Origin of the sequence: Brucella tritici (assembly GCF_902825325.1) — a bacterium.
In the GTDB taxonomy this organism is placed as follows: Bacteria; Pseudomonadota; Alphaproteobacteria; order Rhizobiales; family Rhizobiaceae; genus Brucella.
Window position 1 is genome coordinate 1 of the sequence record NZ_CADEAR010000006.1, and the last position, 15104, is coordinate 15104.

Sequence of the window (15104 nt, forward strand, 5' to 3'; positions counted from 1 at the left end):
TGGATGAACTCTTGCTGGCCTTCCTTGGTTGGGAATTTCACAATCGAGAAGTAACGGCCTTTATGATTTACGCAGCCATGCAAGGGATAAGCGCCGAGCCGGTGTTCGTCCGCAATCACTTCCAAAAGCCTTATGCGCAGTTCATCAGTCAGGAACAGCACGACCTGAAACGGGTATTCCTTATTAATGAGCGTCTTCGGCGGTTCACCACGCGATCTTCCGCTCATTTCACGAACACCGTTGGTTTCCAGCCTCGCGCAAAGCCCATCGACATAGCCAGACTGGCGTACTCGATCTCTTTGACGAGAAAATCCCGGTCCTTAAGCAGTGATTCTATCGCAGCCCGCACATCGCCCTTGTGGTAGGCGAGAACCAATTCAATTTCGTCGTCATATTCATTTCCCTGCGCAACTGCATTCATTGTTCTGCTCCAGCGAAGCAGACACACACGCCACCAAGCATGCCTGTTAGGTTATCGGGCCGCATTCCGATGTTCCTAAAATGTTCTCATCTGAAATGGGAGTCAACAGAGATTCGAAACCATATTGATTCGATCACGGTGAGATGCGTTGGATCGGTCTGAAAAGGTGAGGGAACAGAAACGGGATTGTTAAACAGAATCAATGCCGCGTTTTGGGTCTTTAGGTGAGGGGATTGTTGAAGCGCATTCAAGCAATAAGCGATTGTTTTAAATCGCTAAATAGTCTCAAAAAGTGAGAATATTTGGTGCCCCCAGAGAGACTCGAACTCCCGACCCCCTGATTACAAATCAGGTGCTCTACCAACTGAGCTATAAGGGCACTTGCGCCCGATTAGCACAAATGCGGCGCGTGTAAAACGAAAATTCATCGCATGCAGGTCATGGCAACCGGGTTTTTCATGTGATAGCCAATAGCTGGTTGGGGAAACAGTGGCAAACTTGTCAGAGTTGGGCCAGATTCGGGACTGTAAATATGGAAGATAAATCGCTCGCGCTTCATTTTCTGTCATCGGGAACCGAAGAATCACTTGTCGCCCAGAAAGAGCTTGTCGCTCGATATGGCCATGTGGCTGCCGAAGATGCCGATATCATCGTCGCGCTTGGCGGCGATGGAACCATGCTGCAGGCGCTTCGCGACTTCATGAACAGCGGTACTCCGATCTATGGCATGAATCGCGGCTCTGTCGGCTTCCTTATGAACGAGTTCAGCGTCGATGATCTGCCGAAGCGCATTCTTGCCGCCCAAATGGAAACTATTCGCCCGCTTGTCATGGTCGCAGAAACTGAATCAGGACAATCTTTCGAGGCTTTGGCCATCAACGAAGTTTCCCTTTTCCGCCAGTCCTATCAGGCCGCCAAGATCCGGATAACGATTGACGGCAAGGTGCGGTTGAACGAACTCGTTTGCGACGGCGTTATGGTCGCGACGCCTGCGGGTTCCACTGCCTATAATCTTTCGGCGCAAGGCCCCATTCTGCCGCTTGAAGCGCCGCTTCTGGCGTTGACCCCGGTAAGCCCCTTCCGTCCGCGCCGCTGGGGCGGTGCGCTTCTGCCAAAGCACGTGACCGTTCGCATGGATTTGCTGGAAACCGAAAAACGCCCGGTCAATGCGGTCGCTGACAATAACGAGGTCAAGTCGGTGAAGTCTGTAACCGTGCGGGAGGCGCCGAACAGTCAGGTCGCCATCCTTTTTGACCGAAATCATTCCTGGGACGAGCGCATCCTGACAGAACAGTTCAGGCATTAGTTTTGGCAGATAAGTGGCGCACCGGTTCAGCTACGCAAATGCTCTTTAGCTTTTGATAATTTGAATAAATTTGTTCAAGTTCCGCATTGATTTCGATTGTTGCAGCACAATCGAAGCAATTTGATATCTTTCGATGGTATTTTAGTTGACTTTTGCACGCTGTGGACGTACGCGATGCTGCAAGAAAACGCATAATGCGTTGCAGACGCCTTATTCTGCCTTGGTTCCTGCGCCCGATGACGCGGCTGCAATGACAGGATGGGTGGAAATCATTTCCAAACCAGAGAGCTGCGCCTCCATTGACGACATTTGCCGAACTCGGTCTTTCCCCGAAAGTGCTCGCTGCTGTAGAAGCGGCGGGATATTCTGCGCCCACACCTATTCAGGCAGGAGCCATTCCTCCAGCCCTTGAACGCAAGGACGTTCTCGGTATCGCGCAGACGGGAACCGGAAAGACTGCGTCTTTCGTGCTTCCGATGCTCACGCTTCTGGAAAAGGGCCGGGCGCGGGCGCGCATGCCGCGTACCCTCATTCTGGAGCCAACCCGCGAACTCGCAGCGCAGGTCGAGGAAAATTTCGTCAAGTACGGTGTGAACCATCGGTTGAACGTGGCCCTTTTGATTGGCGGCGTGTCGTTCGATGAACAGGAACGCAAGCTGGAACGTGGTGCCGATGTTCTCATCGCAACGCCCGGTCGCCTGCTCGATCATTTCGAACGCGGCAAGCTGCTCCTGACTGGTGTTGAAATTCTCGTCATCGACGAGGCAGACCGTATGCTCGACATGGGATTCATCCCCGACATTGAGCGCATCTGCAAGCTCATTCCGTTTACGCGTCAGACGCTTTTCTTCTCGGCCACCATGCCGCCGGAAATCACGAAACTGACCGAACAGTTCCTGCATTCGCCAACGCGCATCGAAGTCGCAAAAGCTTCCTCCACGGCCAAAACCGTGACCCAGCGTCTGGTGAAATCCAGCAAGAAGGATTGGGACAAGCGCGCGGTTCTGCGCGATCTCATCCGTGCGGAAGGCGACACGCTCAAGAACGCGATTATTTTTTGTAATCGTAAGAAAGACGTATCCGAACTGTTCCGCTCGCTGACGCGACACGAGTTCAATGCCGGTGCTTTGCATGGCGATATGGATCAGCGCGCGCGCATGACCATGCTGGCAAACTTCAAGGAAGGCAAGCTGCAGTTGCTGGTAGCGTCCGATGTTGCTGCACGCGGTCTCGACATTCCCGATGTGAGCCACGTTTTCAATTTCGACATTCCGATTCATTCGGAAGATTATGTTCACCGCATTGGCCGTACCGGTCGCGCTGGACGTTCCGGCAAGGCATTCACGATCGTGACGCCCTCCGATACGAAGTATCTCGCAGCTATCGAGAATATGATCGGGGAAAAGATCGAATGGCTCGACGGTGATCTGTCGACGCTGCCTGCCGTTGACGAGGCAGACGATCAGCGCAAGGGCAAGAATGCTCGCGGCAAAGGCAAGGATGCCAAGGGCAAGGACAAGCCAAAAGACAAGCCGAAGGCAAAGCCTGTCGAAGTTCTCGATCCTGCCGAACAGCCGCAGCCAGTCATCGAATCCAGCGAGCGCCGCGATGCGATCCGCGCTTCCAATGATGAGCGCCGCGGCAAGCCGCAGCATGAGCAGAAGCGTCGCCGTGATCGTGACGATGACGGCCCGACGCCTGTAGGTTTCGGCAACGATATTCCTGCTTTCATGTTGATTCCAACGGGAATCTGACGGAAGCAGTAGGGAAACGGATCAATCGGCTGCAGGCTAGCGCTTCGCAGCCGATTTCTTTTTTGGCTTTGTTTTCTCGCTCCGCAGGGCTGCATCATAGGCAAGGCGCGCCCAGTGCGTCATTACTTCCGGATCGTCGAAAGCTTCGCTTGGCACACTCCAGTAAGGCATGGCAATTGGATCGCCACCCTTACGACCTTCATAGGTCCATTGGGTGGCGCCTGCTTCGATGAAATCCGGGATTGTTACTTCGTCAGCTTTCAAGAGCAACTCGTCGCGGACGACGAGTGCAAAGATCTGGCCCTGGTGATAAATGCCCTTGCCGCCAAACATGCGGCGGATGCTGATGGGTCCGAAGTCCTGCAACAAATCGCGAAGAGCTTCGTCATCCATCGGCGAACACCTTGTCCTGGATCAGGCTGCACCTTGCATCTGGCGAAGGCTTTCCGGCGAAGCGGCTTTGATCTCGACGGATTCGCCGCAACCGCATGCGGACGTCTGGTTTGGATTGTTGAAGACAAAACCCGTGCGTAAGGTCGTCACTTCGAAATCCATCTGGGTGCCGAGCAGGAACAGAACGGCTTCAGGCGCGATAAAGACTTTCGCGTCATCTTTTTCGATCACATCGTCGCCTGCTTTAGCTTCGGTGACGAGATCGATAGTATATTCCATCCCTGCGCAACCGCCTTTTTTTACACCCACCCGGATACCAAGAGCGCCGTCCCGTGATGCGATGATCTCGCGAACGCGATCAGCTGCCTTGTCAGTTAGCGTCATGACTGCGAAACGGCCCATTTTCTCTCTTCCGGTATCGTGCTGGAATATGGACGAAGAATCGTCCAATCATGTCGCAACAGGCTGAGTTTCCTCTGCGTCTGCCACGTTTTCACTATAGTTAGTGTTGTAACATCATTACTGCAATACACCAAATCGGGAGCGCCACTGAAGCGTTCCACAATAAGTTTGCTAGGAAGAGGAGAAGCGAATGTCGAATGACCGGATGAAACCTCTGATGCTGGCTGCTGTGATCGGCATTCTGGGCACGGGGCTGGCAGGCTTTTCGGCCGGAATTGCTCTGGCGCAAAATCCGCCGAAGGCCGCGCCCGAAGAAACACCCAGAAACGTTGAAGAGAAGCACGATAAAGCTGCCAAGCCGGTTGAGGAAACGAAACCTTCCGAGCAGACGCAGGATGCAGCCGGAGGTGTGACGGTCCCGGACTATCGTGATGATCGCTCCACACCGCAGGCGCTGATCGAATCCTATTACAATGCAATCAATCGCAAGGAATATACCCGAGCCTATGGCTATTATTCCGAGGAGGGGCGGGAGCCCGACTTCAACACCTTTGTAAAGGGCTATGAGAACACCAAGAGTGTAAAGGTCGCGCTGCGCAAGACTGATCCGGACCCCGGCGCTGGCCAGATCTACTGGAGCCAGCCGCTGGCCATCGAATCTGAAACGACGGATGGCAAAAAGGAAGTCTTTACAGGCTGCTACACGATTCATCTCACAAATCCCGGCATGCAGGAAGAACCGCCTTTCAAGCCGATGCAGATTATGACGGGATCGTTGACCAAGTCGCCGCTGGAGCTGGAAAAGAGCGTTCCGGAGACTTGCGAAGCGCCATAAAAAGAATTGGCGGGTTGGCTCTTGACCTTACCACGATGGGAAGCCCCATCTTATGGTCAGTCCTACAAGGAGTGACTGAGTTGATGAAGTTTTCCATTCCCAAGATGAAGTGCGGCGGTTGTGCCGATAACATCACCGTCGCGCTGCGCAAGCTTGATGCAACGGCACCAATCGAAATCGATCTCGACAGGAAAGAGGTCGAATTCGGCGGCAATGTTTCGCAGGACGCCGTTCTTTCCGCACTGGCTGCAGCCGGTTATCCGGCATCGAACGCTCAATAATGTGATTTCAAGGGCGCTTGTTTCAAAGTGCTGCGAACGATAGAGCCCATCCCGAAAAGCGTAAAACGGTTTCGGGCAGGCCTTGTGTCAAAACAGACACCGAGATGCCGGGAAGCGGAAGCTTTCCGGCATTTCCATATCCAGATGCTGGTAACAAGAAGCGGGTATCAGTGAGCATAAATGCCGCAAATGCTGTGTTTCATTGACTGGACCCGCGATTTTTGCCACATCAACGGCAAATCTCGTTTATGGTGCTCCTTGTACGTCAAGAAAGACGCGCGGGCTCCAATGGCATGAAACATCGCATTCCGCGACAAGGAAGGGTTTAGGGCTATGGCAGCCGATTTCCAGGATCTTCGCACAAAGATGGTCGACAACCAGATCCGCACGACGGACGTAACCGATCTGGCGGTTATCGATGCTTTCCTGACCGTCCCGCGCGAGGCTTTCGTTCCCGCCGCCCGTCAGGTTCTGGCCTATATCGACGAAGACCAGCTTCTTGAAAGCGAAGGCAAGCAGCAGCGCTACATCATGGAACCTTCGCCTTTCGCCAAGCTCGTGCAGCTTGCGCGCATCAAGAATACCGACGTGGTTCTCGATGTCGGCTGCGGTACCGGATATTCGGCAGCCATCCTTTCCAGGCTCTCTGGTTCGGTGATCGGTCTGGAAAGTGATTCCGTATTGTCGGCTGCTGCGACGGCCCGTCTCGCTGAATTGGGCTATGACAATGTTGTGATCGTTTCAGGTGAACTGCAGGCAGGCTATCCGTCCGAAGCACCCTATGATGTGATCGTCATTGAGGGCGCCGTCGATTTCGTTCCGGACGCGCTTCTCGGCCAGTTGAAGGATGGCGGACGCTTGGTCGCCGTCGAGGGCCGCGGGAATGCTGGCGTTGCGCGGATTTATGTTAAAGAAAATGGTGTTGCATCGGGACGCGGTGTGTTCAACACTGCGGTTCGTCCGCTGCCGGGATTCGAGCGCGTTGCGCAGTTCGAATTTTAATTTTAGCGGATGATACAATTCTGCAACGCTGCGGAATTTGTTTGTGCAAGCTCTGGCGGGGGCAATAGAAATAACCGAATTTAGAGGTTATTAGGATTTGCCCGAACCGATCGGTTCGATAGTTGGATTCGTTTGTTCTTAATATGAGGTACCCGGTGTTCAAAACGTGCAAAGGACTGGTAGCGGCCGCAGCATTGTTGTCTGGCACCATTTTAACGGGGCAGGCGGCGTTCTCGGAGACGTTAACCGGCGCTCTCGTGAAGGCCTACAAGAACAATGCTAACCTGAACTACTCCCGCGCTGGCGTCCGCGTTACGGATGAAGGCGTGGCCATCGCCAAGTCGGGTTATCGTCCGCAGATTACCGGTTCTTACAACGTAGGGCATGGCAAGACACCTTCAAGTCGGGGGTATCGTACGACGGGCACGTTCGGCATCGAGCTGAACCAGATGTTGTTCGATGGGTTTCAAACCAAGAACAATGTTGCCGCCGCAGAAACGCAGGTCTTCGCCCAGCGTGAAAACCTCCGCAACGAAGAGCAGAACCGACTCTACGAGGCGGTAACCGCTTATATGGATGTCTACCAGTCTCGCCAGATCGCGGTTCTGCGTGAGCGTAACCTCGCAGCCCTGAATGAACAGGTTCGTGCTGCTCGCGCTCGCCTCGATGTGGGTGAGGGTACCCGTACGGATGTTGCACAAGCAGATGCCAGCCGTTCCACCGCAGTTGCTGCGCTGAATTCTGCTCGCGCTGACGTCAAATCGGCAGAAGCAACCTATGTGCAGGTGATCGGCGTTCAGCCGGACAAGCTTGCAACTGCAGCGGCAGCAAAGAACCTGCCGAGCTCACCTAATCAGGCCTTCTCTATTGCGACGGCCGGGCATCCAGGCATTCTCGCCACGCAGTACGCCGTCAATGCCGCTGGATATAACGTGAAGGCCAAGGAAGGCGCATTGCTTCCGTCCGTCGGTCTCACAGCAAGCGCTAGCCGCCTCGATACTTATTCCGGTGAAGGCGGTTCGCAGACAGACGGCAACTCGGCTTCGATCGGCGTTGGCGTCAGCATTCCGATCTATACTGGCGGTCGCACGTCGGCTCAGGTTCGTCAGTCCAAGGAACAACTCGGTCAGGCCCGCATCGAAGTCGACGTCGTCCGCGATCAGGTTCGTCAGGCAATCGGATCGGCTTGGTCGCAGCTCGAAGCTGCCCGCGCGTCGGTCAAGGCAAATCGCGACGGTATTTCCGCTGCACAGCTTGCTCTCGATGGCGTCATCGAAGAGCGCAAGGTTGGACAGCGCACGACACTCGACGTCTTGAATGCACAGAACGATCTCATCACGGCGCAGATCGCTCTGGTCGAATCCGAACGTAACGTCGTTGTTGCCAGCTACGCTCTTCTGAATGCCACCGGTCGCATGACCGCCAGCCAGATGGGCTTGCAGGTTGCCGAGTACAAGCCGGAAGAGCATTACAAGGCCGTCAAGGACAAGTGGTTCGGCCTGCGCACGCCGGACGGTCGTTGATTGTTCGCCGTTGTATGAGACTTGAAAAGGCACCTTCGGGTGCCTTTTATTTTGCCGTCGATTCGACACTTGTTGGCACTGCCAATTCTTAACAAATCCATAAAGCTGTGAGTTTGAACCGTTGCACCTTGGCCGGGGATTCTCAAACGGGGGATCGTCCGCTACCCTTAATCCATTGATTCTCTGTCTTTTGCAGACAATGTCGCAATACAGGAAAGCGGATAGTAGCCATGGCACAGACATCCAGCGCAGCACGTGAACCGTCGATGGAAGAGATTCTCGCTTCCATTCGCAGGATCATTGAAGATAGCGATGTCACCCGCCAGCCAGCACCGGTCGCGGCGGCATCTCCAGTTCGTGGAGAGGTTGCGGAATTCCGTCGCCCAGTCACCGAGCAGCCCGTTGCCCAGCCTGAAAAGCCAGCAATGATGCGCAATGTGTTCCAGGAAGAGCCGATATTGCGCGGCCCCATCAGCGAGCCGTCACAGGTAGCGCCTGAACCGGAAATCGAAGCCGATGACGAGGACGAAGTCATCCTGGATGCCGGGAACGACGATCATTCCCATGCCAAGGCTACTTCACTCCTGGAGCAGTCAGATGAGGCGGATGTATCGCTGGATGAAGTCGACCTTTCGGTCGAAGCCGGGATTGCTGAAGCAGTTGACGAACTGCTTGAACCTGAACTTGATGCAGACATGGAACTGGAACCTGCTGCCGCCGAGTCGGAGGCTTCGGTTCAGTCCGAGGCTGCAGCGCCGATTGCGGAGCCCGTTGCAAACATGCAGCCTGCTGCCCATATGTTGTCCCAGATCGCCGAACGTCAGGTCGCAGCGGCATTTCAGGACTTGAATCATGCAGTTCGGGCCGAACCGCGCCGTTCGTTTGACGATATCGCAGCGGAACTTTTGCGCCCGATGTTGCAGGACTGGCTCGACAATAATCTGCCGACGCTTGTTGAGCGATTAGTTCGGGAAGAAATCGAGCGCGTGGTTCGCGGCGAACGATAAGCGGCATAAACCGATCTGTTGAAATGTTACCCGTCTGTGCAACAGGCGGGTTTTCACTTTTAAAGTGGCCGCAGGGGGCACAATCACTTTTAAAGTGATTTGTCAGCTGTTAGTTGCTATTGAGCCTTCAATCCATTCATCGCGCATAAAGACCGGATAATTCCATGCTTGAGAAGACCTATGACGCCGCGGCGATAGAGCCGAAAATTGCTGAACGCTGGGAAGAAGCGGGTGCATTCAAGGCAGGTGCGGGCGCGAAGCCGGGAGCTGATCCGTTCGCTGTGGTCATTCCGCCGCCGAACGTTACCGGATCGCTGCATATGGGCCACGCGCTTAACAACACGATTCAGGACATCATGGTTCGCTTCGAGCGCATGCGCGGCAAGAACGTGCTGTGGCAGCCGGGCATGGACCATGCGGGCATTGCAACGCAGATGGTTGTCGAGCGCCAGCTGGCTGAACGGCAGGAACCAAACCGTCATGCCATGGGCCGCGAGAAGTTCATCGAACGGATCTGGCAGTGGAAGGCCGAATCCGGCGGCATGATTTCCAACCAGCTCCGCCGTCTTGGTGCCTCGTGCGACTGGTCGCGCGAGCGCTTTACCATGGACGAAGGGCTGTCGCGCGCGGTTCTGGAAGTTTTCGTTTCGCTCTACAAGCAGAATCTCATCTATCGCGACAAGCGCTTGGTCAACTGGGACCCGAAGTTGCTGACGGCGATTTCCGACATCGAGGTCGAGTCGCGTGAAACGAAAGGCCATCTCTGGCATTTCCGTTATCCGCTTGAGAATGTGCCGTTCGATCCGGAAAACCCGCATACCTATATCGTCGTTGCGACGACCCGTCCGGAAACCATGCTGGGCGATACGGGTGTTGCGGTCAATCCCAAGGATGAACGCTACCACGCTCTGGTTGGAAATGACGTCGTGCTGCCGCTTGTCGGTCGTCATATTCCAATTGTTGCCGACGATTATGCTGATCCGGAAGCCGGTTCCGGCGCCGTCAAGATCACGCCTGCGCATGACTTCAACGATTTCGAGGTCGGCAAGCGCAATGATCTGCGCGCCATCAATATTCTGACGCCTGCGGCGGCAGTTATCCTCAAGGACAATAATGATTTCCTCGAAGGTCTCCAGCTGACGCCGGAGCTCAAGGCGCTTATCGCCGAGCTGGACGGTCAGGATCGCTTTGCTGTTCGCAAGCGCATCGTCGAATTGATGGACGAACGAGGCTACTTGGAAAAGATCGAGGATCATACGCATGCCGTTCCGCATGGTGATCGCGGCGGCGTTCCGATCGAACCTTATCTGACCGACCAGTGGTACGTAAACGCTGCCGAACTTGCCAAGCCTGCGATGGCGGCTGTTCGCGACGGCACCACGCAGATCGTCCCGAAGAATTGGGAAAAGACATATTTCGACTGGATGGAAAACATTCAGCCGTGGTGCGTCTCGCGTCAGCTCTGGTGGGGACACCAGATTCCGGCCTGGTACGGCCCAGACGGCAAATGCTTCGTCGAGAAGAGCGAAGAGGAAGCAAAGGCTTCCGCACGCGCTCACTATGGCGAAGATGTTGTACTGGAGCGTGATACCGACGTTCTGGACACATGGTTCTCATCGGCACTATGGCCGTTTTCGACGCTCGGCTGGCCGGACAAGACGCCGGAACTCGCAACCTATTATCCAACCAGCGTTCTGGTTACGGGGTTCGACATTCTGTTCTTCTGGGTTGCCCGCATGATGATGATGGGCCTCCATTTCATGAAGGAGATCCCGTTCCACACGGTCTACCTGCATGCTCTGGTTCGCGACAAGCACGGCGCGAAAATGTCGAAGTCGAAAGGCAATGTCATCGATCCGCTGGAGCTGATGGATGAATATGGTGCCGACGCGCTACGGTTCACCCTTGCAATCATGGCTGCTCAGGGCCGTGACGTTAAGCTCGATCCGGCGCGTATTGCGGGCTATCGCAATTTTGGCACCAAGCTCTGGAACGCGACGCGCTTTGCCCAGATGAACGGCGTGAAGCTCGACGCCGGTTTCAAGCCGGAAAATGCCAAGCTTGCCGTCAATCGCTGGATTCTGACGGAGCTGACCAAGGCAACGCACACTGTTACGGAAGGCATCGACGCCTATCGCTTCAACGAAGCTGCAGGCGCTGCCTATCGCTTTGTCTGGAACCAGTTCTGCGACTGGTATCTGGAACTTTTGAAGCCGATTTTCATGGGCGACGATGAAGCTGCGAAGGCTGAAGCTCAAGCTACGGCAGCCTATTGCCTCGATCAGATCTACAAGCTCCTGCATCCCTTCATGCCTTTCATGACGGAAGAGCTCTGGACCTTGACCGCGGGCGAGGGGCTGAAGCGCGATACGGTGCTGGCGCTTGCAGCCTGGCCGGAACTATCATTCGAGGACGAGGAAGCAGCGGCGGATATCAATTGGCTGGTTGATCTCGTCACCGGAATTCGTTCGGTTCGTGCAGAAATGAACGTTCCAGCAGGCGCTATTGCCCCGGTCGTTGTTCTGGATGCCAATGCGGCAAGCGTTGATCGTTTTGCTCGTCACGACGCAGCGATCAAGCGTCTTGCACGCGTCGAGAGTGTTTCGTTTGAAGCACAGGCGCCCAAGGGTTCGGCACAGATGCTGCTCGGCGAGGCGACGATCTGCATTCCGCTCGGCAATCTGATCGACCTCAAGGCTGAAGCTGCACGCCTCGCCAAGGAAGCTGGCAAGATTGCCGCCGAAATGGACCGTATCGAGAAGAAGCTCTCCAACGAGAAATTTGTTGCGAATGCGCGCGAAGAAGTCGTTGAAGCAGAGCGCGAGCGGCTGGTTGAGCTGAAGGAAGCCGCGCAGCGAGTGGCGACAGCAGAGTCACGCATCCGTGATGCAGGCTGAATTGACCTAACGTAAGAAAACGATTCTCGTTCGAATCAGACACCCGGCAGTGCATTTCGCTGCCGGGTGTTTTTCTACGCGATAGGTGAATTTCGGAGCGTTTCAACCGTCGGAACAGTTGATCGAACTGCTGTGTCGATTGTTTTTGAGCAATGTTGCGCTTTCGCAACAAGGCGAAAAAGCGGCCGAAAATTGGCCGATTTACGCATATTTTGCCGTGTGCTCAACCCATTTTAGCTTATGAAACGATGAAGTAACTGATGTTTTAGCCAATTTCGACAGATGCATCGAAAATTCGATGGGGCTAATCCAAATTAATGCGACTTGCGGCCTGAATCCTTCCTGATTTACGTTTTCGTCAACGTTAATATCGTTGCTGTGTGGGAGGACATTAATGAGTGTACAGCGCGTGAAAATAGCAGGAATGGTTGCAGCTCTCCTTGGAAGCGCGGTTGCTGCCAATGCAGGTGGCTTCGAGCGTAGCTCGCAGGACTTCGATATTCTTTTCGAAAAGGGCAATGCAGTGGAAGCTGGCGGTACCTTCGTAGCGCCACAGCGCAAGCTGAAGAACATCCACGGTTCAGCGATTGGAGATGCTCCTCCGCCCAGAGGCACAGGTGGGATTAATCCAGTTACCCGACAGCCGTATGAAACAGAAGTCGATGAGGCCAAAAGCTACTGGGTTCCTAAAGCTTCTGCAAAGTTCGACCTGACCGACGATCTTGCCTGCGCGGCGCAATATCGTCAGCCTTGGGGTATCGAAACCGACGTTGGCACTAGCACCGTTCGTATGTTCACCGCTATCGAGCAGAAGATTTCTTCGAATGATTACGGTGTGAATTGCTCGTATCGTTTTGCCGCCGGTGAAAAGAGCTACTTCCGCATCCTCGGCGGTGTGAGCTATCAGGAGCTCAAAGGTGAGCAGACCAAGATGGTTCCTCCGGGCTCCGCTTTCGGCGGCTCGTTTCGCATTGCGTCGCTGGATGTTGAAGACGAGGCTGTAGGTTGGCGCCTTGGTGCGGCCTATGAAATTCCTGAATATGCAATGCGTGCCACACTCGTCTATCAGTCAAAGGTCAAATACGATCTCGAAGGCACGATTGATAATCTCGCACTCAACCCGCTCACGGGTCGCGGAATACCAATTAATGTCGAAAGCGACGTCGCTACACCTCAATCGGTGGAATTCAAGTTTCAAACCGGCATTGCTCCTGACTGGCTCGCATTTGGTTCGGTAAAGTGGACTGATTGGTCCAGCATTGAATCGGTGGACTTCGTCTCCGCGGATAGTAAAGTCGCTCCGCAGGGGACGAAAATCACCAGCTTGAACCTGTACTATCAAGATGGTTGGACAGTTAGCGGTGGTGTTGGGCACAAGTTCAATGACCAATGGTCGACTGCTGCAACTGTTACCTGGGATCGCGGCACCAGCACGGGCCTGACTTCTCAGACCGATATCTGGCTCTTTGGTCTGGGCACGAATTATAAGCCCAACGATCAATTTGAGGTACGTCTGGCTGGCGCTGCTGGCTGGCTTTCTTCGGGTGAGCTCGACGACACCGTCGTCGCTGGTAAATCGAGCCCGACCGGTTCCAAGGGCGAATTCGGCAACGATTTCGTCGGTGCGCTTTCACTGACTGCCAAAGTGAAGTTCTAAGCTCAGGATACTAATAAAAAAGCCCGGAATCGCTGCCGGGCTTTTTTGTTGGAAACTGCCTGTCTCAGGACTGTTCCAGCCGCGCAAGCAATGAAGACGTGTCCCAGCGATTGCCGCCGATTTTCTGCACTTCCTTGTAGAACTGGTCCACGAGTGCCGTAACCGGCAAAAGCGCGCCATTCCGGTCGGCTTCCTCAAGACAGATACCAAGGTCCTTACGCATCCAGTCAACGGCAAAGCCGAAATCATATTTGCCCTGATTCATGGTGCCGGACCGGTTTTCCATCTGCCACGAGCCAGCCGCGCCTTTCGAAATCACCGAGATCAGTTTTTCAATATCGAGACCGGCCTTCTTGCCGAAGTGGATACCTTCGGCCAGACCCTGAACGAGACCGGCAATGCAAATCTGGTTGACCATCTTGGAAAGCTGGCCTGAGCCGACTGGCCCCATGAGGCCAACCATGCGCGCATAAGCATCGATAACTGGCCGGGCACGCTCAAAAACTGCCTCCGGCGCACCGACCATGACGGTCAGCACACCGTTCTCAGCGCCAGCCTGCCCGCCGGAGACGGGAGCGTCGATGAAATGGAAACCGAGTTTTTGCGCTTCGGCATCCAGTTCGCGAGCAACTTCCGCAGATGCGGTCGTGTTGTCGATGAAAATTGCGTCCTTCTTCATGGTGGAGAAGGCGCCATCCGGGCCGATAGTCACGGAACGGAGATCGTCGTCATTGCCAACGCAGGCAAAAACAAAGTCTGCATCGCGCACGGCTTCGGCAGGCGTTGCGGCAAAGCTGCCACCGAATTCCTTGGCCCATTTTTCGGCCTTTGCCGTTGTGCGGTTATAAACCGTGACATCGTGACCGCCCTTGTTCTTGAGGTGAGCTGCCATGGGATAACCCATGACACCTAAGCCCAGAAAGGCGACTTTAGCGGGTGTCGTCATTCGTTCATTCCTCTGGATAATTCTAAAATCAGGTGAGAGGCGTCATAACGGCCGCCTGATAGGCCGGGCGTTGCTTGAGACGGCCATACCAGTCTTCAAGGTGCGGAAGAGAAGGGCGCTCAATCGGAAACGCAAACCAGGCATAGGCGTAGCATCCGGTGGGAATATCACCGATACCGAAGTTCTCGCCCGAAAACCACGACGCTTCCTTCAAGCCCTCATTGGCAATCTGCATCGATTGCGCAAGGCCCTGGAGACTTTGTTCCAGAAGGACTGGATCGCGTTCGGCTTCTGGCAACCGGATCAAGTGTTTCATCACGTTGCTGAAATTGGTGTAGAAGGATGAGGACGCCCAATCCATCCACTTTTCGGCCTGCGCACGCTTGGCCGGGTTTTCGATCCACAGCGTCCCCTTACCGTAAGCCGCTGCAAGATAACGCGTGATGGTGTTGGATTCCCACAGCACCGTGTCGCCGTCTTCCAGCAAGGGGATCAGCCCATTCGGATTGCGGGCGAGATAGGCCGGGTCTTTCAATCCACCAAACTGGCCGCCGAGATTGATCTGTTCATAGTCGAGATTAAGTTCGCGCGCTGTCCAGAGCGCCTTTTTCACATTTGTGGAATTGATACGACCCCAGATTTTCAACATGACTCAACCTGTTACATTACTGTTAGAAGCT

The 15104-nt window shown here is 54.7% G+C and carries 15 protein-coding genes and 1 tRNA gene; 9 read left to right on the forward strand and 7 right to left on the reverse strand.

Annotated features, from left to right (window positions below; translation table 11 throughout):
- The 3 genes from HWX93_RS09950 to HWX93_RS09960 form a co-directional block, all read right to left on the reverse strand.
- A partial coding sequence (locus tag HWX93_RS09950) for a hypothetical protein (RefSeq protein WP_176037298.1) occupies positions 1-227 on the reverse strand: 227 nt, incomplete at its 3' end.
- Positions 224-421 carry a CUE domain-containing protein gene (locus HWX93_RS09955; RefSeq protein WP_109988214.1) on the reverse strand — a complete coding sequence of 66 codons (198 nt, stop codon included), beginning with the start codon at positions 419-421 and terminating at the stop codon, positions 224-226. The genes HWX93_RS09950 and HWX93_RS09955, both read right to left, overlap by 4 nt.
- Before the next feature lie 303 nt (positions 422-724).
- Positions 725-800, reverse strand: a tRNA-Thr gene (locus tag HWX93_RS09960).
- A gap of 153 nt (positions 801-953) precedes the next feature.
- Between HWX93_RS09960 and HWX93_RS09965 the strand changes: the two genes are divergently transcribed.
- Positions 954-1727: an NAD kinase gene (locus HWX93_RS09965; RefSeq protein ID WP_109988213.1), complete on the forward strand. Its 774-nt coding sequence runs from the start codon at positions 954-956 to the stop codon at positions 1725-1727.
- A 299-nt stretch (positions 1728-2026) separates the two neighbouring features.
- Positions 2027-3481 carry a DEAD/DEAH box helicase gene (locus HWX93_RS09970; RefSeq protein ID WP_176037299.1) on the forward strand — a complete coding sequence of 485 codons (1455 nt, stop codon included), beginning with the start codon at positions 2027-2029 and terminating at the stop codon, positions 3479-3481.
- Positions 3482-3517: 36 nt separating this feature from the next.
- Here HWX93_RS09970 and HWX93_RS09975 read toward each other — a convergent pair whose 3' ends face one another.
- Both HWX93_RS09975 and sufA read right to left on the reverse strand, forming a co-directional pair.
- A complete protein-coding gene (locus tag HWX93_RS09975) occupies positions 3518-3874 on the reverse strand; it encodes a TfoX/Sxy family protein (RefSeq protein WP_109988211.1) in 357 nt (118 codons plus the stop codon).
- A gap of 21 nt (positions 3875-3895) precedes the next feature.
- Positions 3896-4276, reverse strand: coding sequence for a Fe-S cluster assembly scaffold SufA (gene sufA, locus HWX93_RS09980; RefSeq protein ID WP_109988210.1), 381 nt, complete (start codon positions 4274-4276; stop codon positions 3896-3898).
- Between the two features lie 190 nt (positions 4277-4466).
- Between sufA and HWX93_RS09985 the strand changes: the two genes are divergently transcribed.
- From HWX93_RS09985 to HWX93_RS10015, 7 genes are all read left to right on the forward strand, one after another.
- Entirely contained in the window at positions 4467-5111 is a 645-nt protein-coding gene (locus HWX93_RS09985; protein WP_109988209.1) for a hypothetical protein, read from the forward strand.
- Positions 5112-5191: 80 nt separating this feature from the next.
- A complete protein-coding gene (locus HWX93_RS09990; protein ID WP_109988208.1) occupies positions 5192-5392 on the forward strand; it encodes a heavy-metal-associated domain-containing protein in 201 nt (66 codons plus the stop codon).
- 333 nt (positions 5393-5725) lie between these two features.
- Positions 5726-6394, forward strand: coding sequence for a protein-L-isoaspartate O-methyltransferase family protein (locus tag HWX93_RS09995; protein ID WP_109988207.1), 669 nt, complete (start codon positions 5726-5728; stop codon positions 6392-6394).
- 143 nt (positions 6395-6537) lie between these two features.
- Entirely contained in the window at positions 6538-7917 is a 1380-nt protein-coding gene (locus HWX93_RS10000) for a TolC family outer membrane protein (RefSeq protein ID WP_061346376.1), read from the forward strand.
- 230 nt (positions 7918-8147) lie between these two features.
- Positions 8148-8924: a PopZ family protein gene (locus tag HWX93_RS10005; RefSeq protein WP_109988206.1), complete on the forward strand. Its 777-nt coding sequence runs from the start codon at positions 8148-8150 to the stop codon at positions 8922-8924.
- A gap of 164 nt (positions 8925-9088) precedes the next feature.
- Positions 9089-11821, forward strand: coding sequence for a valine--tRNA ligase (locus HWX93_RS10010; protein WP_109988205.1), 2733 nt, complete (start codon positions 9089-9091; stop codon positions 11819-11821).
- 424 nt (positions 11822-12245) lie between these two features.
- Positions 12246-13478, forward strand: coding sequence for an OmpP1/FadL family transporter (locus HWX93_RS10015; protein WP_268904581.1), 1233 nt, complete (start codon positions 12246-12248; stop codon positions 13476-13478).
- A gap of 64 nt (positions 13479-13542) precedes the next feature.
- On the opposite strand, the gene HWX93_RS10020 is transcribed toward HWX93_RS10015, so the two are convergent.
- Positions 13543-14424 (reverse strand): NAD(P)-dependent oxidoreductase, encoded by an 882-nt coding sequence (locus HWX93_RS10020; protein WP_109988204.1) that lies wholly within the window; start codon positions 14422-14424, stop codon positions 13543-13545.
- A gap of 28 nt (positions 14425-14452) precedes the next feature.
- Positions 14453-15073 (reverse strand): glutathione S-transferase family protein, encoded by a 621-nt coding sequence (locus HWX93_RS10025; RefSeq protein WP_109988203.1) that lies wholly within the window; start codon positions 15071-15073, stop codon positions 14453-14455.
- Between the last annotated feature and the right edge of the window lie 31 nt (positions 15074-15104).

Excerpts from the sequence above, each read along its gene's own strand:
- HWX93_RS10010 (WP_109988205.1), top strand. The coding sequence starts at position 9,089 with ATGCTTGAGAAGACCTATGACGCCGCGGCGATAGAGCCGAAAATTGCT.
- HWX93_RS09955 (WP_109988214.1), bottom strand. The coding sequence starts at position 421 with ATGAATGCAGTTGCGCAGGGAAATGAATATGACGACGAAATTGAATTG.
- HWX93_RS09975 (WP_109988211.1), bottom strand. The coding sequence starts at position 3,874 with ATGGATGACGAAGCTCTTCGCGATTTGTTGCAGGACTTCGGACCCATC.
- HWX93_RS09995 (WP_109988207.1), top strand. The coding sequence starts at position 5,726 with ATGGCAGCCGATTTCCAGGATCTTCGCACAAAGATGGTCGACAACCAG.
- HWX93_RS10020 (WP_109988204.1), bottom strand. The coding sequence starts at position 14,424 with ATGACGACACCCGCTAAAGTCGCCTTTCTGGGCTTAGGTGTCATGGGT.
- HWX93_RS09985 (WP_109988209.1), top strand. The coding sequence starts at position 4,467 with ATGTCGAATGACCGGATGAAACCTCTGATGCTGGCTGCTGTGATCGGC.
- HWX93_RS09965 (WP_109988213.1), top strand. The coding sequence starts at position 954 with ATGGAAGATAAATCGCTCGCGCTTCATTTTCTGTCATCGGGAACCGAA.
- sufA (WP_109988210.1), bottom strand. The coding sequence starts at position 4,276 with ATGGGCCGTTTCGCAGTCATGACGCTAACTGACAAGGCAGCTGATCGC.
- HWX93_RS10000 (WP_061346376.1), top strand. The coding sequence starts at position 6,538 with ATGAGGTACCCGGTGTTCAAAACGTGCAAAGGACTGGTAGCGGCCGCA.
- HWX93_RS10025 (WP_109988203.1), bottom strand. The coding sequence starts at position 15,073 with ATGTTGAAAATCTGGGGTCGTATCAATTCCACAAATGTGAAAAAGGCG.
- HWX93_RS10005 (WP_109988206.1), top strand. The coding sequence starts at position 8,148 with ATGGCACAGACATCCAGCGCAGCACGTGAACCGTCGATGGAAGAGATT.
- HWX93_RS10015 (WP_268904581.1), top strand. The coding sequence starts at position 12,246 with ATGGTTGCAGCTCTCCTTGGAAGCGCGGTTGCTGCCAATGCAGGTGGC.